At 72.1% G+C, this 17,630-nt stretch carries 17 protein-coding genes; 6 read left to right on the top strand and 11 right to left on the bottom strand.

All coding sequences use genetic code 11. The features are described 5' to 3' along the window. Nucleotides 1–14: 14 nt before the first annotated feature. Genes ACFV9W_RS09970 through ACFV9W_RS09945 form a run of 6 tightly spaced genes read right to left on the bottom strand, consistent with a single transcriptional unit; the run spans nucleotide 15 to nucleotide 5,556 of the window. The gene (locus ACFV9W_RS09970; RefSeq protein WP_385757398.1) at nucleotides 15–710 is read right to left on the bottom strand and encodes an ABC transporter ATP-binding protein; all 696 of its coding nucleotides are present in this window, start codon (nucleotides 708–710) and stop codon (nucleotides 15–17) included. Then, entirely contained in the window at nucleotides 710–1,495 is a 786-nt protein-coding gene (locus ACFV9W_RS09965; protein WP_385757396.1) for an ABC transporter ATP-binding protein, read from the bottom strand. Before ACFV9W_RS09965 ends, ACFV9W_RS09970 begins: the two co-directional genes overlap by 1 nt. Next, entirely contained in the window at nucleotides 1,492–3,477 is a 1,986-nt protein-coding gene (locus ACFV9W_RS09960; RefSeq protein WP_385757394.1) for a hypothetical protein, read from the bottom strand. Before ACFV9W_RS09960 ends, ACFV9W_RS09965 begins: the two co-directional genes overlap by 4 nt. After that, on the bottom strand, nucleotides 3,465–3,920 hold the full coding sequence (locus tag ACFV9W_RS09955) for a hypothetical protein (RefSeq protein ID WP_385757393.1): 456 nt from the start codon (nucleotides 3,918–3,920) through the stop codon (nucleotides 3,465–3,467). Before ACFV9W_RS09955 ends, ACFV9W_RS09960 begins: the two co-directional genes overlap by 13 nt. Beyond that, entirely contained in the window at nucleotides 3,917–4,276 is a 360-nt protein-coding gene (locus ACFV9W_RS09950) for a hypothetical protein (RefSeq protein WP_385757392.1), read from the bottom strand. The genes ACFV9W_RS09955 and ACFV9W_RS09950 overlap by 4 nt, the downstream gene beginning before the upstream one ends. After that, nucleotides 4,264–5,556, bottom strand: a complete 1,293-nt coding sequence (locus tag ACFV9W_RS09945) for a hypothetical protein (RefSeq protein WP_385757390.1) — start codon at nucleotides 5,554–5,556, stop codon at nucleotides 4,264–4,266. Before ACFV9W_RS09945 ends, ACFV9W_RS09950 begins: the two co-directional genes overlap by 13 nt. 318 nt (nucleotides 5,557–5,874) lie before the next feature. On the opposite strand from ACFV9W_RS09945, the gene ACFV9W_RS09940 reads away from it, so the two are divergent. From ACFV9W_RS09940 to ACFV9W_RS09920, 5 genes are all read left to right on the top strand, one after another. Continuing rightward, nucleotides 5,875–6,699 carry an IclR family transcriptional regulator gene (locus ACFV9W_RS09940; RefSeq protein WP_385757389.1) on the top strand — a complete coding sequence of 275 codons (825 nt, stop codon included), beginning with the start codon at nucleotides 5,875–5,877 and terminating at the stop codon, nucleotides 6,697–6,699. Nucleotides 6,700–6,738: 39 nt separating this feature from the next. Further along, nucleotides 6,739–8,319: an AMP-binding protein gene (locus ACFV9W_RS09935; RefSeq protein WP_385757387.1), complete on the top strand. Its 1,581-nt coding sequence runs from the start codon at nucleotides 6,739–6,741 to the stop codon at nucleotides 8,317–8,319. Nucleotides 8,320–8,363: 44 nt separating this feature from the next. Continuing rightward, the gene (locus tag ACFV9W_RS09930; protein ID WP_385757386.1) at nucleotides 8,364–8,900 is read left to right on the top strand and encodes a helix-turn-helix domain-containing protein; all 537 of its coding nucleotides are present in this window, start codon (nucleotides 8,364–8,366) and stop codon (nucleotides 8,898–8,900) included. Nucleotides 8,901–9,019: 119 nt separating this feature from the next. Further along, a complete protein-coding gene (locus ACFV9W_RS09925) occupies nucleotides 9,020–10,165 on the top strand; it encodes an aminotransferase class V-fold PLP-dependent enzyme (protein ID WP_385757384.1) in 1,146 nt (381 codons plus the stop codon). 60 nt (nucleotides 10,166–10,225) lie between these two features. Further along, nucleotides 10,226–11,716 (top strand): amino acid permease, encoded by a 1,491-nt coding sequence (locus ACFV9W_RS09920; RefSeq protein WP_385757382.1) that lies wholly within the window; start codon nucleotides 10,226–10,228, stop codon nucleotides 11,714–11,716. On the opposite strand, the gene ACFV9W_RS09915 is transcribed toward ACFV9W_RS09920, so the two are convergent. The 4 genes from ACFV9W_RS09915 to ACFV9W_RS09900 are packed head-to-tail and all read right to left on the bottom strand — an operon-like array spanning nucleotide 11,704 to nucleotide 15,087. Then, a complete protein-coding gene (locus tag ACFV9W_RS09915) occupies nucleotides 11,704–12,093 on the bottom strand; it encodes a VOC family protein (RefSeq protein WP_385757380.1) in 390 nt (129 codons plus the stop codon). The genes ACFV9W_RS09920 and ACFV9W_RS09915 overlap by 13 nt on opposite strands. 35 nt (nucleotides 12,094–12,128) lie before the next feature. Continuing rightward, complete coding sequence (locus ACFV9W_RS09910) at nucleotides 12,129–12,830, bottom strand: type 1 glutamine amidotransferase domain-containing protein (protein WP_385757378.1); 702 nt, start codon at nucleotides 12,828–12,830, stop codon at nucleotides 12,129–12,131. Beyond that, complete coding sequence (locus ACFV9W_RS09905) at nucleotides 12,827–13,762, bottom strand: acetoacetate decarboxylase family protein (protein WP_385757376.1); 936 nt, start codon at nucleotides 13,760–13,762, stop codon at nucleotides 12,827–12,829. The genes ACFV9W_RS09910 and ACFV9W_RS09905 overlap by 4 nt, the downstream gene beginning before the upstream one ends. Nucleotides 13,763–13,821: 59 nt before the next feature. Next, entirely contained in the window at nucleotides 13,822–15,087 is a 1,266-nt protein-coding gene (locus ACFV9W_RS09900) for an NADH:flavin oxidoreductase/NADH oxidase family protein (protein WP_385757375.1), read from the bottom strand. A 155-nt stretch (nucleotides 15,088–15,242) separates the two neighbouring features. Here ACFV9W_RS09900 and ACFV9W_RS09895 point away from each other — a divergent pair, with 155 nt between their 5' ends. Next, on the top strand, nucleotides 15,243–15,851 hold the full coding sequence (locus ACFV9W_RS09895; RefSeq protein ID WP_385757373.1) for a TetR/AcrR family transcriptional regulator: 609 nt from the start codon (nucleotides 15,243–15,245) through the stop codon (nucleotides 15,849–15,851). Between the two features lie 89 nt (nucleotides 15,852–15,940). Here ACFV9W_RS09895 and ACFV9W_RS09890 read toward each other — a convergent pair whose 3' ends face one another. Then, the gene (locus ACFV9W_RS09890; protein WP_385757372.1) at nucleotides 15,941–17,443 is read right to left on the bottom strand and encodes a PHB depolymerase family esterase; all 1,503 of its coding nucleotides are present in this window, start codon (nucleotides 17,441–17,443) and stop codon (nucleotides 15,941–15,943) included. Between the last annotated feature and the right edge of the window lie 187 nt (nucleotides 17,444–17,630).

Here is a 17,630-nt window from a genome sequence, read left to right as displayed (position 1 = left end):
GGCAAGAGGGGTGGTCAGGTGTGCGCGCCCAAGTACTGGGCGACGAGCCGGTCACCGTCCAACTCGCCCGGTTCTCCGGCGAATTCGATGCGGCCCCGGTTCATCAGGTAGACGTAGTCGGCGAGTTCGAGGGCGCGGGACACGTACTGCTCGACGAGGAGGAGGGCGCGGCCGTCCTCGGCCAGCCTGCCGAGGAACTCGAAGATCTCGTCGACGACGACGGGGGCGAGGCCCATCGACACCTCGTCGAGCAGTACGTAGTCGGCGTCGGTGACGTAGGCGCGGGCGAGGGCGAGCATCTGCTGCTGGCCGCCACTGAGGGAGCCCGCGAGCTGGCCGAGCTTCTCGCCGAGGATCGGGAAGGCGGTGACGGCGCGTTCGACGGCCTCGTCGACGTTGCCGCCCGCCGCCTGGACGAGGATGTTCTCCTTGACCGTCAGGGTCGGGAACACCCCGCGCCCTTCCGGGACATGACAGACGCCCGCTCGGGCCAGGGTGTGCGGGCGTTTGCCCGTGAGGTCCTTGCCGTCGATGGTGAGGCGCCCTGATGTGGGTGCGAGAAGACCGGACGCGACTCTCAACAGGGTCGTCTTTCCCGCGCCGTTGGTGCCGAGCAGCGCCACGACGGACTTCGGCGGGAGCCACACGTTCACCTCGCGCAGGACGCGGGCGCCGCCGTATCCGGCGTCGATGTCGTCGAGTTCCAGCACTACGCGGCCTCCGATCCCAGGTAGGCGGCGCGCACGGCGGGGCTCGCGCGCACCTCGGCCGGCGTGCCTTCGAAGATCAGCCGGCCGAAGTCGAGTACGTAGAGGTGGTCGCAGACCGACATGACGAGACCCATGTCGTGCTCGACGAGGAGCACGCCGCAGCCGCGTTCGGCGACGATCCTGGTGACGATCGCGCCGAACTTCTCCGTCTCGGCGGTGTCGAGGCCCGAGGACGGTTCGTCGAGGAGCAGCAGCTTGAAGTCCCCGGCGAGGACCCGGCCCAGGTCGACGAGGCGGCGCTGCCCGGTCGAGAGCGAGCCCGCGATCTCGTGGCGCAGGGCGCCCAGGCCGCACAGTTCGAGAACCTCCTCGGTGGCGGCCCGTACGGCCTTCGTCTCGGCGGGGGTGGCCAGGAGCTGCTTGAGGGGGTTGCCGCGGGCGAGCCCGGCCTCGCGTCCGAGCGCGATGTTCTGCTCGACGGTGAGCGAGTCGAAGAGGTCCATGCGCTGGAAGGTCCGGCCGAGGCCGAGTCCCGCGCGGGCGGCGGGCGGCCGTCCGGTGATGTCCTTGCCGAAGAGCCGGATCTCGCCTCGGGTGGGCCGCAGCAGCCCGGAGCAGGCGTTGAACGTGGTGGTCTTCCCTGCGCCGTTGGGCCCGATGAGCCCGGTGACGCGGCCGAGCGGGGCGGCGAAGGCGGCGGAGTCGACGGCGGTGTTGCCGCCGAAACGGATGGTCAGGTCGTCGATCTCAAGGCCGTCCACACGCGCGTCAGGTGTCTCGTTCATCGCGCCGCCTCCTTCCGCAGCCCCGAACCGACCCGGACCCGCGCCGGTGCCGACTGCGCGGCGCGCGCCTTGCGAGCCACCGTCAGGCGCTGCGCCGCCGGGCCCGGCGCCCCGAGGCGCTCGTCGGCGCGCGAGACGTGCGACTCGTCCGGCGCGGGCGTCCCCGTGCCACGGCGCTTCGACGCCCCCGCCTCGTACAGGGCGACGAGGAGCGCGCCGAAGCCGAAGATCACCGGGAGGGCCTGGGCGAAGGTGTCGTTGGTGAGGTAGGCGGGGACGACCGCGACCAGGACCGCCGCGAGGGGCGGGCCCGCCGAGCGCAGGCCCGCGCACAGGACCAGGACGGTCAGCCAGGTCAGCGAGGTGTACGAGAGGAAGGGCGCGCCCGTCGCCGAGCGGCCCTGGGACGCGTACAGGGCGCCCGCGACACCGGCGACGAACGCCGAGATGGCGAAGACGGTGACACGGGTGACGTGCACCCCGAGGCCGAGCGTGGAGAGCGTCGTGGGCGAGTCGGCCATCGCGCGCAGGAGGCGTCCGAGGCGGCTGCGGCCGATGAGGGCGATGAGCAGGGAGCCCGCGACGGCGAAGGCGAGGAGGACGTAGTAGAAGGCCTCGTCGCCCTCGAAGAGGCCGGGTCGGGGCGCGGGCAGGGTGTTGGTCCTGCCGAACATCCAGGTCGTGCCGTAGACCGCCCGTTCCAGAAGCAGACCCAGGCCGAAGGTGGCCAGGGCGAGGTAGAGGCCCGAGAGCCGGATCGCGGGGATCGCCACCAGCATGCCGACGGGCACGGCGACGACCCCTGCCAGGAGTACGGCGAGCAGCCACGGCAGTCCGGCGCCGACCGCGAGATGCGAGAACGTCGAGGCACCCACCGCCACCAGGGCGGCGTGCGCCAGCGAGACCTGGCCCGAGGTGCGGACGAGGAGTTGCAGCGAGGCGAAGATCAGTATGTACACCAACGCCGAAGAGAAGACGGGGAGTTTGGACGCCGCGACGAGCGGGACGCAGCCCGCGAGCACCACCGCGACCACGGCCACGATCCTGCCGGCCGACCGGCTCACCAGTGGTTTCGAGGCGGGCGCGGGCCGGTGTCCGCCGATCTCGGCGAGCCTGCCCCGGCCGACCAGGAGCAGTACGGCGAACAGCACGACGAAGGGCATCGCGGGAGGCAGGCCCGAGAGTGTCTCGGACGTGGCGACCCACTTCGTGGCGAGCGCCGAGAGCACACCGATGAGCAGCCCGCCCGCGTAGGTGAGGGGGAGACTGGAGAAGAGTCCGACGGCCGCGGCCCCGTACGCCTGGACGACGAGGAGCGTCAACAGGAGTACGTCCAGGCCGAGTTGGGGTGCGAGCAGGATGCCGGACGCGGCGGCGAACCAGCAGCCGATGAGCCAGGCCCGGGTGCGTACCGCGAACGCGCTGGTGCCGGAGAGTTCCAGCAGGTCCGGGTCGTCGACGACCGCCCGCATCCGTACGCCCATCGAGGACAGCCGGAAGAAGGCGAAGAACCCGAGCGCTCCGGCCGCCGCCACGACCGCGGAGGTCAGCTGGTCGATGCCGACGTGGACGCCGATCACCGTGACCGTGTCGGTGGGCAGGAAGCCGGGGAAGTCGAGGGCCGAGCTGCCGTATCCGGCGATCAGGGCGCTCGTGACGACGAGTTGCAGGCCGACGGTGGCGACGACCTTGGTGGCGACGGTCGCCGCGGCGAGGGTGCGCGTGACGCGTTCCATCAGGAGTGCGACGACCGGTGGCACGACGACCACGGCGACGGCGAGCGCCACGGGCCAGGGCAGGCCGCGCAGGGTGCGCAGGTCGTAGTAGACGAACGCGGAGATCGCGGCGATGGCGCCGTGCGCGAAGTTGAAGATGCCCGAGGTCTTGTAGGTGAGGACGAGGCCCATGGCGGCCAGCCCGTACACGGATCCGGTGGTGACGCCGACGACCAGGAACGGCAGCAGTTCGGTCACGGCGCGCACACCCCGCACGGTTCGCCCGCGCCGACCGCGGCGGGTGTCACCTCCTTGCCCGCGACCAGCGGGCAGTCCGGCCGGTGCGGCCGTTCCATGCCCTCGGCGCGTACGAGCGGCAGGGCGAGTGTGTCGTCCGTGCTCCGTATACGAGGGGTGGGCCTTGGGCGCGTGTCCTCGTCGTCGTCCGCGGGTGCGAGGGCGATCAGTGTCACGCGCCGCTCCCCCAGGGTCCGGCGCGCCCGCAGCAGCCACAGGCAGAGCCCGCCCGCGCCCACGGCGAATCCGGCGACGCCGAGGTTCATCCAGGCGGCCTGCCGGGCGGTGGACACGGTGGCGCTCGCTCCGAACCAGGCGGTCACGATCAGGGCGAGCCCGGCGAGGCTGGTGCCGCAGACGGTGACGACGTCGCGGTCGCGCCAGGGGGCGGCGCGCGGGTCGACGCCGGTCATCGGAGGCTCCCTTCGGGGACGGGGGCCGTGGGAGTCGGTGTCTCGGCGCCACCCGGGGCCGGGGCGGGCGGCACGGCGGAGGGGGCCGCCTCGCCGCCCGTCCGCAGGACCTGCTCGATCCGGTCGAGCTTGCGCCACTCGTCGCGCAGGTCGGCCGAGAGCCACAGCGCGGTGGACAGGCCGAGCAGGAACAGGCTGCCGAGCCCGGCGCTGATCACGTACGGCAGCTGCTCGGCGGGGTACGGCGTGCCGCTCACCCCGCGCCAGCCGAGGACGAGGGTCACGGCGCCCGCGAGCGCGGTGAGCGCGGCGGTCAGCCGGTCCCACTGACTGCGTATCCGGGTCACGAGGTCCATCGAGTCTTCACTCCCAACAGGCGCAGCAGGGTGCCGGCGGCGAACGTGGCCACGGCGCCGAACGCGAGCACGATGTAGAGGCCGGTGACGCCCATGTCGGTCGGATTGGTGGCGAGTTGGACGGGCCGGGTGTCCTTGGGGCCCGGCGGGGATCCGCCGCCGTCGGGGGGTGTCTTCGGGGTGTCGGCGCCGCCTCCGCCGCCGGGTGCGGGCGCGCCCGCGCCGTCGCCGCCGCCCGTCCCCGAGGGGGCCTGCGGGGCGGGGGCGGGTGGCATGTCGCCGCTGCCGGGAGGTGCCTCGACGCGGCCGGCGTCGGCGGAGGCGCGGCCGAACACGTAGGTGACGGTGTAGACGGAGCCGGAGCGGGTGTCCTGCTGGCGGGCCCGCACCTCGAGTCCGGCGGACTCGATGCCGTGCTCGGTGCGCTTCTCGTCCAGGTAGCGGATCTTGACGCCCGCCTTCGCGAGGGCCTGGGTGAGCGCCTCGGCCGGGTCCGCTCCTCCCGTGCCTCCGCCGGGCAGCTTCAATGCCTTCCCCGCGGCCTTGAGCCCGTCCGGTGTGATCTCCACGCCCTGGCCGGCGATCTCGGTGCGGCCGATGGTGAGATCGGAGTCGCGGACGAGCTTGCCGGAGCGGTCGACGGAGGCCTCGGCCGAGCTGCGGATGCGGCCGATGTCGAGGACGCCGTTCACGGACCAGGGCCGGGTGTCGGCGCTCGCCTCCGCCGTGCCGGTGAGGGCTTCGGGGTCGACGGAGGAGTGGGCGGCCGTCTTGGTGGAGGCGCCGGTCGCGTCCTTGCCGAGGACCGTGCCGGCCACCGTGTCGGTGGACGTCTTGGTGCTGTGCGCGCGCATGGTGTGCGGGGCCCGGCCTGCCTTCGCGCTGTCCTCGGACGGGTACCTGGAGGCCGCGTACAGCGGGTAGTCGGGGAACTTCTGCCGGGTCTGGCTGCCGATGAGAGCGGGGGCGGAGATGACCGTCTCCCCGGGATACGGGCTGCCGGCCCACCCCGAGGACTCGCCGACCGCGTAGTTCACACAGGACTTGGCCACCGGGATGCCCGCCCCGGCGGGCGCCGACAGCAGTGTGTCGTTGCTCGCGCTCACGGTCACCTGTACGCCCTGCGCCATCGCGGCCACCGGACAGTCCTCGCCCTCGGCCGCTTCCGGTTCGGCGGCGCCCGCCGTTCCGGCCGCCGCTGGCAGCAGCACCAGAAGCGCGGCCGCACCCGCCCCGCAGAGCACGCGGGCCCGCCGGGGGACGGCGTGAGTTCCTCGCACGGACATCGATGCCCTTCACGTAGACGTGGCCTTCGCACTCAGCTTGATTTGACAGTCCGTCAGATCTGCTGGACGTGCCGCACTCTGTGGGCGCGCGGCACCACCCGGAAGGGGCCCGGCGGCCGCATCCCGCTCACCGGGCCCCGCACTCCCGCTCAGTGGGACTCACCGACGGACGGCGCCCGGGCGGCCGGGGCCGTGGAGGAAGTGAGGATTCTGTATATGGGCGGCAGGAGCCCCGCAAGGGACTTCCCTCGCACCCCCTCCTACGGTCGACACTTGGCGCTCCCGGTCAGCACGCCCACCAGGGAGGCGACCATGACGACACCGGCAACGGTCGACACCGGCACGGCGGACGCGGCGGAGCACCGCGGCCCGCCCCCGGCCGCGCCGATCTCCATGATCGAACGCATGACGGTGATCCTCGACGCGTTCGACCCGCACACCCCGAGCCTGTCCCTGCTCGACCTCGCCGAGCGCACAGGTCTGCCGCGTTCGACGCTGCACCGCATCCTCGACCAGATGATCCGGCTGCGCTGGCTCACCCATTCCACCGGCGGCTACCGCCTCGGCATGCGTCCGCTGGAGCTCGGCGGGCGGGCAGCGGGGCACAGCGAGATCAGGGACGTCGTCACGCCGCTGCTGCACGAGATGTGCCGGCGTACGGGGCTCGCCGGGCACCTCGCCGTCCTCGACGGGCGCGAGGTGGTCTTCCTCGACAAGGCGGGCGGCCGACCGGCGGCCCGCCTCCCCACCCGGCTCGGCGCCCGGCTGCCCGCGCACACGACGGCCGTCGGCAAGGCGATCCTCGCGACCCTCGAACCCGGACTGGTCGACTCGGCGTACCGCGGCCGGCTGCCCCAGAGCACCGCACGCAGCTTGCGCACAGCCGCGGATCTTCGCCACGAACTGGCCAGGATCCGGGGGCGCGAGGGCCTCGCCGTCGACAACGAGGAGACCTTGTCCGGCATCCGCTGCGTCGCCGCGCCCCTGCACGGCTGCGGCCAGGCCACGGCGGCGCTGTCCCTGTGCGGGGACCGACAGGCGGTCGACTTCAAGGAGCTGGCGCCGCTCGTGCACGACGTCGCGGGCGAGGCACGGCGGGCGCTGTTCCCACGGCTTGGCCGGCACCGAACGGGGTAGAGCCGGTTGCGGGACCCCGCTCTCCCCCAGGAGGCCGCCATGCCGGAAACCGTCACCGACCTCGACGCCCTGTCGTACGAGCCGCTGACCCCCACCGCGTATCTGGACCGTGCCGCTTCGGCGCACGGCGACCGGATCGGGGTCGTCGACGGTGAACGGCGTTGGACCTACGCGGAGTTGCACGACCGCTGCACCCGCCTGGCGGGCGCACTCGCACCGCTGGCCGACGGACGCCCGGTGGCAGTACTCGCCCCGAACACCCACGTACTCCTGGAGGCGCACTACGGCGTGCCGTGGGCGGGCGTGCCGCTCGTGGCGGTGAACACGCGGCTCGCGGCGGCCGAAGTGGCGTACATCCTGGGCCATTCGAAGGCAGCCGTGCTGATCCACGACCCGTCCTTCGACGTCCTGGTGGACGACGCGCTCGCCCGCCTGGACACCCCGCCGCACCGCATCAGGTCGGGCGAGGAATACGAGTCGCTGCTCGCCGGCGCCGATCCGCTCCACGCGACCCCGGCCGACGAGCGCTCCCTCCTCGCCGTCAACTACACGTCGGGCACGACGGGGCGCCCCAAGGGCGTGATGTACCACCACAGAGGCGCGTACCTGCAATCGGTGGCGATGGTCGGCCACACGAGCCTCACCCCGTCCTCGGTGCACCTGTGGACGCTGCCGATGTTCCACTGCAACGGCTGGTGCTTCCCGTGGGCGGTGACCGCGGCGGCGGCCACGCACGTGTGCCTGCCCAAGCTCGACCCCGCCGAGGTGTGGCGGCTGGTCCGCGAGGAGGGCGTGACACACCTCAACGGCGCGCCCACCGTCCTGTCGATGATCGCCTACGCCCCCGAGGCCGCACCGCTGCCCCAGGGCCGCACGATCCGCATGGCGACGGGCGGCGCCCCGCCCTCCCCCGCCATCCTGCGCAGGATGGGCGAGCTGGGCTTCGACGTCACACACCTCTACGGGCTGACGGAGACGTACGGTCCCGCGATGCTGTGCGACTGGCGCCCCGAGTGGGACTCCCTGGACGGCGCGGCGCAGGCCCGCCTCAAGGCCCGCCAGGGCGTGGGCAACATGATCTCGTGCACGGCCCGCGTGATCGCCGACGACGGCACCGACGTCCCGGCGGACGCCACGACCACCGGCCAGATCGCGCTGCGCGGCAACAACGTCATGCTCGGCTACCTGAACGACCCGGAGGCGACCGCCGCGGCGGCTCCGGACGGCTGGTTCCGCACGGGCGACATCGGCGTCGTGCACCCCGACGGCTACGTCGAGCTCCGCGACCGCTCGAAGGACGTCATCGTCTCGGGCGGCGAGAACATCGCATCGGTCGAGGTCGAACAGGCCATCATGGACCACCCGGCGGTCCTGGAGGCGGCGGTGATCGCGGTGCCCGACGAGCGCTGGGGCGAGGTCCCGGCCGCGTACGTCACCCTCCGGGACGGCGCCTCGGCGACCGCCCCGGAGATCATCGACCACGTCCGCACCCGCCTCGCCCGCTTCAAGGCCCCGAAGTCGGTGACCTTCGGCGAGCTGCCGAAGACGTCGACCGGGAAGATCCAGAAGTATGTGCTGCGGGACAAGGCGTGGGCGGGGGCGGCGCGGCGGATCAATTGACCGAGCCCTTCGGAGGAAGAGAGGCGGTGGTCTAACCTCGCCCCGTGATCGGTAATCGGATACGTGAGCTGCGCAAGGCCCACAAGATGACCGTGCGGGAGCTGGCCGAGCGGGCCGGGGTGTCGACCGGCCTTGTCAGTCAGGTCGAGCGCGGGCTCACCGACCCCAGCCTGGAGACGCTGCGCCGGCTCTCCGCCGCGCTCGGCCTTCCGCTGTTCGACCTGTTCCGGCAGGACGAGGCGGAGGAGGTCGCGGTGGTGCGGCGCGAGCGGCGGATCCAGGTGAGGTCGCCGCAGGGCGGGATCGAGTACACGCGGGTGTCGGCCGGGTCGGCGCGCCTCGAGGTCCTGGAGGGCACGCTGGAGCCGGGCGGAGCGTCCTCCGGCGAGCGGTACAGCCACCCGTCCGAGGAGTGCGTGCTGCTGCTCAGCGGCCGTCTCGTCGTCGAAGCGGGCGACGGGCGCCACGAGTTGGGGCCGGGCGACAGCTGCACCTTCGACTCCCGGGTCCCCCATCGCTACGTCAACGAGGGCGAGGAGCCCGCACGGTTCCTGGTGAGTGTGACGCCGCCGAGCCGATGACACCACGGGCCCGGACGCCGCAAGTACCCATGTCCGCACACCCATTGACGCCGCACACACTCGACTGGTTCGATCACCCGCACTGAACACGTTCACCGGGATTGAATGCGAGTCGCCCCGTGCCGATCGACACCCTGGACACCCCCGAACGCTTCCGCGCCCGCTTCCCCTCCCTCAAGGACACGGTCCACCTGGCCAGTTGCAGCCAGGGCGCGGCGTCCGAGCACGTGCTGACGGCGCTGCAGGAGTTCCAGTGGTCCATGCGCAGCCACGGCGCACCCTGGGGTGAGTGGATGGTGCAGGTCGACGCCGCGCGGGCCGCGTTCGCCGCGCACATCGGTGCCGCCACGGACGAGATCGCCGTCGTGCCCTGCGCGTCCGACGGGGCGTACCAAGTGGCGTCCACGCTGGACTGGTCGCGCCGCCCCGGCCTGGTCACGACGGACATGGAGTTCCCGTCCATCGCCCACGTGTGGCTGGCGCAGGGCGGGCGGGGCGCGCAGGTGCGGCACGTGCCGGACGAGGACGGAATCGTTCCCGCCACCGGGTACCTCGATGCCATCGACGAGACGACCAACCTCGTCTCGATCCCCCTGGTGTCGTACCGCAACGGCGTCCGGCTGCCGGTCGCCGAGACCGTCCGGGCGGCGCGGTCCGCGGGCGCGCGGGTGTTCGTCGACGCGTATCAGGGCCTCGGCGTACTTCCCGTCGACGTACGGGAGTTGGACTGCGACTACCTGGTGTGCGGCGCGCTGAAGTATCTGCTGGGCGTTCCCGGCATCGCGTTCCTGTACGTGCGCGACGGTGTGCGGGACGAGGTGGCGCCGCAGCTCACCGGGTGGTTCGGGCGGGTCGACCCCTTCGGCTTCGATCCTCGTACGCTCGACTTCCCCGACACCGCGCGACGCTTCGAGACCGGCACGCCGTCGATCCCCTCCGCGTACGCCGCGGCGGCCGGACTGCGCACGCTGGCGGAGGTCGACGCCAAGGACGTCGAGGCACACATCCGCGAACTCACGGCGTACGCACACCAACGCCTCACCGAGACCGGCGAGACTCTCGCCTCGCCCGCCGACCCCGAACTGCGGGGGCCGCAGGTCGCGATCGCCGACCCGGCACCGGACGCGCTGGCCGCCGCCCTCGGCGAGCGCCGCATCGTCACCAGCCCGCGCGGCACCCTGCTCCGCGTCTCGTTCCACTACTACAACACCCCCTCCGACGTCGACGCGCTGATCACCGCGCTCGGCGAACTCCGCGCCACGTAGCCGAGCGGCCCCAAGCAGCCGTACGTCCAGGAACACCGCACCCACCACGGAGCGAGTGACATGCCCGACGACCCGCGCACCGACTCGGCACCACCACAGGACCACGGCCTGAAACGGGCCCTGACCGGACGTCAGCTCAGCATGATGGGTCTCGGCGGGGCCATCGGCACCGGCCTGTTCCTCGGTTCGAGCCTCGCCATCTCGGCCGCGGGCCCGGCCACGGTGATCGCCTACATGGTGTGTGCGCTGATCGCCCTGGTGATCGGCTGGGCGCTCGCCGAGATGACGTCCGTGCACCCGGCGGCCGGCTCCTTCGGCAGCATCGCGCGGCACTATCTGGGCCCCCTCGCCGGGTTCGTGATCCGCTGGACGTACTGGACGATCCAGGTGATCGCGATCGGCGGCGAGGTCATCGCGGCCGGCATCTACGTCCGTTTCTGGTGGCCCGGGCTCCCGCTCTGGCTGCCGGTGGTGGCGTTCTCACTGCTGCTGCTCGCGGCGAACGCGCTGAGCGTCGGGGTGTTCGGCCGCCTGGAGTACTGGTTCTCCACCATCAAGATCACCGCGATCGGTGTCTTCGTCCTGCTCGGCTGCGCATACGTGTTCCTCGGCCTGCCCGGCCATGCCGCCGTCGGCACCTCGAACCTCTCCGGCCACGGCGGACTGCTCCCGCACGGCATGAGCGGCCTCGCAACAGCCTTCGTGTTCGTCATCTTCAGCTACATCGGCACCGAGATCATCGCGGTGACCGCGGCCGAGTCCGAGAACCCGGTGCGGGACATCCCCCGCGCGGCCCGCCGGATGGTCGTCCGCCTCGCGCTCTTCTACGTCCTGGCGATGGCGGTCGTCGTCACCGTCGTGCCGTGGACGCGCACCGCGAAGGGCGGCGACGTCACGGCGAGCCCCTTCGTGCAGCTCTTCGACGTCGCGGGCATCCCGGCGGCGGCCGGCATCATGAACTTCGTCGTGCTCACCGCGGCCCTCTCCAGCGCCAACGCCAACACGTATCTGGCCACCCGCATGATCCACTCCCTTGCGGTGGACCGGCACGCGCCGCGCCTGTTCGCACGGGTCGGCACGCGCGGCGTCCCGCACCGGGCGCTCGCCGTCTCCGGCATCGGCCTGGGCGCGGCCGCGCTTCTCTCGGTGCACTCCGAGGACACGGCGTACATCCTGCTCTTCGGCATCTCGGTGTTCGGCGCGCTGGTGGTGTGGATCCTCATCCTGGCTTCGCACCTGGCCTTCCGCCGCCACCGCACCCGCCACGGCCTGCCCGCCTCACCGGCCCGGCTGCGCGGCGCGCCCTTCACCACCGTCGCGGCGGCGCTCGCCCTCGCGGCGATCCTGGTGTCGACCGTGTTCATCGAGGGCCTACAGGACTCCTGGAAGGCGGGCCTGCCGTTCTTCGCGGTGCTGGTGCTGGTGTACCGCTTCGGGGCGCGGCGGTACGAGACACCAGGCGCACTGCCGGACAGCACGCTGCCGGAGGGAACGGTCCCGGGAGCCCGCGCACCGGGGGGCCTGTCCAGCGAGCCGGATCACTCCAGATAGTGGGCGCGCCCGTCCTCGTCCATGTCTACGGACCCTTCGGGCAGGATGCAGAACTCGTTGCCCTCCGGGTCCGCCATCACCAGGAACCCGCCCTGGTCGTACTCCGTCAGCCGCCGCCCACCGAGCGCCTCGACCCGCCGCTGTTCGGCGGCCAGGTCGGGCGAGGTCAGGTCGACGTGCATACGGTCCTTGCCGGGGGTGGGCCGCGGATTGCGCTGAAACCCGAACACGAGTCCGCCCTCCCGGCGCAGCCAGATGTACGGGCCGGTACGGGTGTCGATGGGCCGCCCGAGCAGCTCGGACCAGAAGGCGGCGAGGCGTTCGGGGTCCTGGGCGTCGATGACGAGGGCAGCGATCTGTAGGGGTTTTGGTGTCATGCGGTGACCTCCGGAAGTGCGCCGGTGAGCGAGGTTCAGGCGGACAGGTCTTCCACGAGTCGCCTGGCGAGCGATTCCGAGGACGCGGGGTTCTGGCCGGTGTAGAGGTTCCGGTCGACCTGCGTGAACGGGCGCAGCGGGAGGCGTCCCTTGCGGTAGTCGGCGCCGCTCTCCCGCAGCCGGTCCTCCAGGAACCACACTGCCTTGCGGCCGAAGCTGTTGAGCTTCTCCTCCAGGTTGGACAGCCCTGTCATCCGGTACCCGGCGAACGGCCACGATCCGTCCTCGTTCCTGGCCGCGAGCATGGCGGCGGGCGCGTGGCACAGCAGCGCCAACGGCTTGCCGGAGGCCAGGACGCGGGTGAGCAGCGCGCCCGAGACGGTATCGACGGCGAGGTCCTCCATCGGCCCGTGCCCGCCCGGGTAGAAGACCAGGTCGAACGCGCCCGGGTCGACATCCTCCAGGCTTCTGGGCTTGTCGAGCTCGCCCTGGATGGAATCAAGGTATCCGGCGACCTCGCGCAGTTTGGACGGCAGACCGGCGGTCCGGGACATGCTCAGCCGGTCCAGCGTGGGAGGTCTGCCGCCGGGTGTCGCGATGGTGATCTCCCAGCCGGCGCGGCTGAAGATCTTGTGCGGCACGGCGAGTTCCTCGCCCCAGTAGCCCGAGGGGTGCACTTCGCCGTCCTTGAGCGTCCAGCGGTCGGCCGCTGACACGACGAAGAGGACTCTGGTCATCGTCGGCTCCCTGGGGTGGTGCGGGTCGGTACGGAGGTGGGGACGGGCATGTGCAGGGCCGCCTGGCCCTCGGTCATGACGTCCAGCTGCAGCAGCCTCGTCGGCCTGAGCGAGCGCAGGTCGTCGGACATGCGGCCACGGCCGAGCCGGAGGTCGACCCCACGCGGGAAGCGGGCGGTGCCCGCCGCGAGGGTGTTGGTCTGGTTCAGGGTGGAGTGCCAGGCGCCGTTGATCGATGTGTACGAGGTGAGGCTCGAGACACGGCCCCCGCTCCCGTGCACGGTCTGCGCGGGCGTGGGCACCGCGAGGGAGAGGTCCGTGCCGCCCTCCTCGTTGGCGACGCGGGCCTTCGTCCGGTCGGCGTCGATGTCGACGTCGAGTTCGGTGACCCACTTGGGGAAGCCGTACCCGTCGTGTCCGCGGACCTGGGCGATGTCCGAACTCACCGGCAGGGAAAGCACGTAGGAGTGGAGGTGCTCGTTCTTGAGCGCGGTCACGAGGTCGAAGAACCCGAGCCCGCCGTGCCGGGCGGGCTTCACGGCGATGCCCACGGCGGCTTCCGTGTAGAAGTCGATGTCGCACACGTCGTAGCGGAAGAACATCACCGAGACCAGGCCGAGGCCGGGTGCGACCTCCAGCGGTGCCAGCTCGCCGGGCAGCCGGGAACGGATCGCGCGGGTGCGGGCGAGCATCGTGAGCCGGGCGGTCGCCATGCGGTAGTAGAAGTTCGGGGTGAGGGTGGCTCCGATCGGGGAGGCGACCTCGGTCTTGGGCAGCCGCCGGAAGAAGTCCACTTCGCTGACGCGGGGATCGCGGGCGACCTCGTCGAGGTCGGTGTTCATGCGGTACCGGTCATAGAGGCCGCCCCTGGGGACCGCGACCGTACGGCCTCCCAGATCGACGCTCACCATGTCCTGCGCGGTTGACGACATCGTCGCTCCTCCTTCGTCCATCGTCGTGTCTCATACGTGGCGCGCAAGCGGTCGCGGCGTCACGCGGCTCGGTCGGCGGCAGTGTCCGTGGGCCGTGATGTGCTCAGCCAGGTGCGGTAGCGGCGCAGGGCCCGGCGCTGTCGGCCCTGTTCGCACAGCAGGGCGCGTGCCGGGTGGGTGCCGGGCCTGGGGTCCCGGCCGTGGGCGATGCGGCGCATCTGGTGGCGGACCTGGGCCATGGTGGCGGCCGAGGCGAGGGCCTTGTCGGACCAGGTCACCGGGCGCAGGTGGCGGTCGGCCTCGCGGTCGCGGCGCCAGCGTTCGGGCAGGTCGGGGGTGACGGAGAGGGCGGTGCCCATACCGACGAGCGCCACGCCGCTGTGGAGCACCTGCTCCGCGGTCTCGCGCCGCGTGATGCCACCGGTGAGCATCAGCGGCAGCGGGCTCTCCTTGACGAGGTCCTTGGCCAGGTCGAGGAAGTAGGCCTCGCGGGTCCGGGTGCGCTCGTCCGCGGGGCGGCCGGTCATCGCCGGGCTCTCGTAGCTGCCGCCGGACAGTTCGACGAGGTCCACGCCGAGCGGTTCGAGCATCCCGATGACCTGGCGCGCGTCGTCGGCGTCGAATCCGCCGCGCTGGAAGTCGGCCGAGTTGAGCTTCACGCCGACGCCGAAGGAGGGCGAGACCTCGGCGCGCACCGCGCGGACGATGTCGAGGAGCAGCCGGGCCCGGTTCTCCAGCGAGCCGCCCCATGCGTCCGTCCGCTTGTTGACCAGCGGAGACAGGAACTGCGACAGCAGGTAGCCGTGCGCGGCATGGATCTCCACGCCGTCGAAGCCCGCCTCCTCGGCACGCCGGGCCGTCACCGCGAAGCGGTTCACCGTGGCGTCGATCTGCTCCGGGGTCATGGCGGTGGGGCTGCCGAAGCGACCACTGTGCCGCCCCAGGTCGACGCCCACCTCGGAGGGGCCCCACACCACACCGGGCATGCCGGACTGCACCTGGCGGCCGGGGTGGTTGATCTGCATCCACAGCGCGCCGCCGCCCGACTTCCCGGCCTCGGCCCACGCGGCGAACGGCTCCAGCGGCGCGGCCTCGTCGAGCACGACGCCCGCGGGGCCGGTCAGAGCCTCGGCGTGCACCATGACATTGCCGGTGATCAGCAGCCCGGTGCCGCCCGCGGCCCAGCGCCGGTACAGCGCGAGGAGACGCGGTCCCGGCAGTTGCCCTTCGTCGGCCAGGTTCTCCTCCATGGCGGCCTTGGCGATCCGGTTGCCCAGTACCTGGCCGGATCGCAGGGACAACGGCGAGAACAGCTCGCTGGTCATCCGAATCCCTCTTCCCTCTGTCTCCGTCCGTGGCGTGTTCGACATGACGTGTCCGGCCACGGCGGCGCGCCCACGCAGGGCGATCACCTAGAATGTGTACAGCGCTCACATTAACCAGGGAATGTAAGCGGTGCATACATGAGAGGGCGTGACCTGTGCCACAGGGGACCACCGCGTACCACCACGGCGATCTGCGCGCCGCCTGCCTGCGCGCCGCGCGCGAGCTGCTGGAGGAGGACGGCAGCGCCGCGCTGTCGATGCGGGCCGTCGCACGCCGTGCGGGCGTGTCACCGACCGCGCCGTACCGGCACTTCGAGGACCGTGAAGCACTCGTCTCCGCCGTCGCCGCCGAGGGCTACCGCGAGCTGGCCGAGCAGCTGCTGGCCGCCCACCCCGCGCCCGTGACCCCGGCCGAGCTCGCGGAGATCGCCGTCGCGTACGTCCGCTTCGCGCTCGACCACCCCGCGCTGTTCCGGGCGATGTTCGCCGAGCCCTGCGACCCGGCCAACGAGGAGCGGGTGGCGGCGACCGCCGCCATCGCCGACTACGTCCGCGACACCGTGCGCCGGGCCGTCCCCGGCGCCGATCCGGACGCGCTGTGGACACCGGTGTGGGCACTGGTCCACGGACTGGCGTTCCTGCACCTCGACGGGAAGTTCGACGCCGCCGGCCCGGACGCGGTCGCCGAGCAGGTCCGCGGCGCGTTCCTCGCCGTGTTCACGGCCGCGCCGGCACTCTCGGAGGCGGCGACCGGGCTGCGCTGACAGGCACGGATCCGACGCGCGCCCCGCGAAGGGCCGCGCCACGCACCCCTGGGCGCGGGCGCGGGCACAGACCCAGGCGCCCCTCGATGTCAGCCCGAACAACCGGAGTCGGCGAGTACGTAGTACCCGGCAGCCGTCTGCTTGAGCGTGTGCGTGATGTGGGTGTTCCACAGGCCCATCGCCTGGTTGGAGCCGTTGGCGTAGGTGTAGCCGCCGCTCTGGTGGGCGCGTCCGGCCGTGGTGTGCTGGTAGTTGCTCGCCGTGTGGCATGTGGGGGTGAAGCCGCCGGTGGTCGCGGTCACCGGCGCGGACTTGGCCCCGGCGGCGCCCTCGGCGTCGACGGCCGCCACCGTGTAGGCGTACGCCGTACCCGTGGCGAGCCCCGTGTCGGTGTACGAGGCGGACGTGGCGGTGCCCACCTTCGAGCCGCCCCGGTAGACCTCGTACGAAGCCGCTCCGTCGACCGCGTTCCACGTCAGGGAGGCGGTGGTGTCGGTGGTGCCGGACACCTTCAGGCCGGTGGGCGCGGGCAGGGTGCCCGGGGTCTCGCCGCCGCCGCCGTCCGCGCCCTCGTCGAGGCCCCAGAAGCGGGCCGTGTGATAGCTGGAGCAGATGGTGTCCAGGTAGTACGTGCCGGTGGTGCCGCACTGTTCGGCGCCGCTGCCCGGGTCGACGGCGAGGCCGTGGTTCATGCCGGAGATGGAGTACACCTCGACGGCGGCGTTGCCCGCGCTGTCGTCGTAGACGCTCAACGTGGTGCCCCCGCTGAGGTTCTCGGTGCGCGACGGTGTCTGGCCGATGCCCCACACGTTCGTCCACTGGTCCCGCAGTTCGCCTGCGTTGGCCGGTACGACGGTGGTGTCCGCGGTGCCCTGCCAGACGGCCACGCGGGGCCAGGATGTGGTGCCGGCGGGGGCTGCGGAGCGTACGAGGTCGCCCCACTGTGCAGGGGTCTTGTCCGGCGGGCTGTACATGCAGGTGTAGGCGGCGGACACACTCGTCGCGCAGGAGGCGGGCAGGCCCGCGTCGATGGAGCCGCCCGCGAAGACGTCCGGGTAGGCGGCGAGCAGGTTCGCGGTCATGCCACCCCCGGCCGACAGACCGGTGACGTACACCCGCTGGGTGTCACTGCCGTACTGTTCCACGGCCTTGTCGACCATCTGCTTGATGGACAGTGCCTCGCCCTGGCCGCGCGAACTGTCGCCCGACTGGAACCAGTTGAAGCAGGAGTTCGCGTTGTTCGCGCTGCCGGTCTGCGGGAAGACCACCGCGAAGCCGTAGCTGTCGGCGAACTTCGGCCAGCCCGAGTGGCTGTAGTAGTCGCTCGCACTCTGCGTACAGCCGTGCAGGGCGACCACGAGCGGCGCGTCTGCGGGCAGGGTGTCGGGCTTGTACGCGTACATGGACAGGTTCCCGGGGTTGGAACCGAAACCGGTGACCTCGGTGAGGGTGGCGGCGGAGGCCTGGGGTGCGCCGGCCAGGAGACCGGCCGTGAGGGCGAGGGCTCCCGCGGCGGCTGAGGCCCAGCGGCGCAGGCGTCCGCCGGTGCGGCGGTCCCTTGGGGAACCGAGTGGGGGGTGCGGCTCTGTCATGACGGCTGACTCCAGACGAGAGGGACGCGCCCGAGCGTGGTGAGGAGGCGGCTCGGGCGTCGATGTGCCGTGCATCATCGGGGAGTTCGTGCCGCCTGCGACATGTAGCGGTCAGCCAGGTGTCGCCGGTGACTCGTGTGAGGGCGGCCCATGGCCGACCGGCCCGGGGCCGGTTACCGGAGGGTCC

The organism is Streptomyces sp. NPDC059897, assembly GCF_042730865.1.
Taxonomy (GTDB): domain Bacteria; phylum Actinomycetota; class Actinomycetes; order Streptomycetales; family Streptomycetaceae; genus Streptomyces.
This window is presented reverse-complemented; position numbering and strand designations above follow the sequence as displayed.

Coding starts and splice junctions, on each gene's coding strand:
- ACFV9W_RS09965 (WP_385757396.1), bottom strand. CDS start 1,495: ATGAACGAGACACCTGACGCGCGTGTGGACGGCCTTGAGATCGACGAC.
- ACFV9W_RS09955 (WP_385757393.1), bottom strand. CDS start 3,920: ATGACCGGCGTCGACCCGCGCGCCGCCCCCTGGCGCGACCGCGACGTC.
- ACFV9W_RS09950 (WP_385757392.1), bottom strand. CDS start 4,276: ATGGACCTCGTGACCCGGATACGCAGTCAGTGGGACCGGCTGACCGCC.
- ACFV9W_RS09940 (WP_385757389.1), top strand. CDS start 5,875: ATGACGACACCGGCAACGGTCGACACCGGCACGGCGGACGCGGCGGAG.
- ACFV9W_RS09935 (WP_385757387.1), top strand. CDS start 6,739: ATGCCGGAAACCGTCACCGACCTCGACGCCCTGTCGTACGAGCCGCTG.
- ACFV9W_RS09920 (WP_385757382.1), top strand. CDS start 10,226: ATGCCCGACGACCCGCGCACCGACTCGGCACCACCACAGGACCACGGC.
- ACFV9W_RS09915 (WP_385757380.1), bottom strand. CDS start 12,093: ATGACACCAAAACCCCTACAGATCGCTGCCCTCGTCATCGACGCCCAG.
- ACFV9W_RS09910 (WP_385757378.1), bottom strand. CDS start 12,830: ATGACCAGAGTCCTCTTCGTCGTGTCAGCGGCCGACCGCTGGACGCTC.
- ACFV9W_RS09905 (WP_385757376.1), bottom strand. CDS start 13,762: ATGTCGTCAACCGCGCAGGACATGGTGAGCGTCGATCTGGGAGGCCGT.
- ACFV9W_RS09900 (WP_385757375.1), bottom strand. CDS start 15,087: ATGACCAGCGAGCTGTTCTCGCCGTTGTCCCTGCGATCCGGCCAGGTA.
- ACFV9W_RS09890 (WP_385757372.1), bottom strand. CDS start 17,443: ATGACAGAGCCGCACCCCCCACTCGGTTCCCCAAGGGACCGCCGCACC.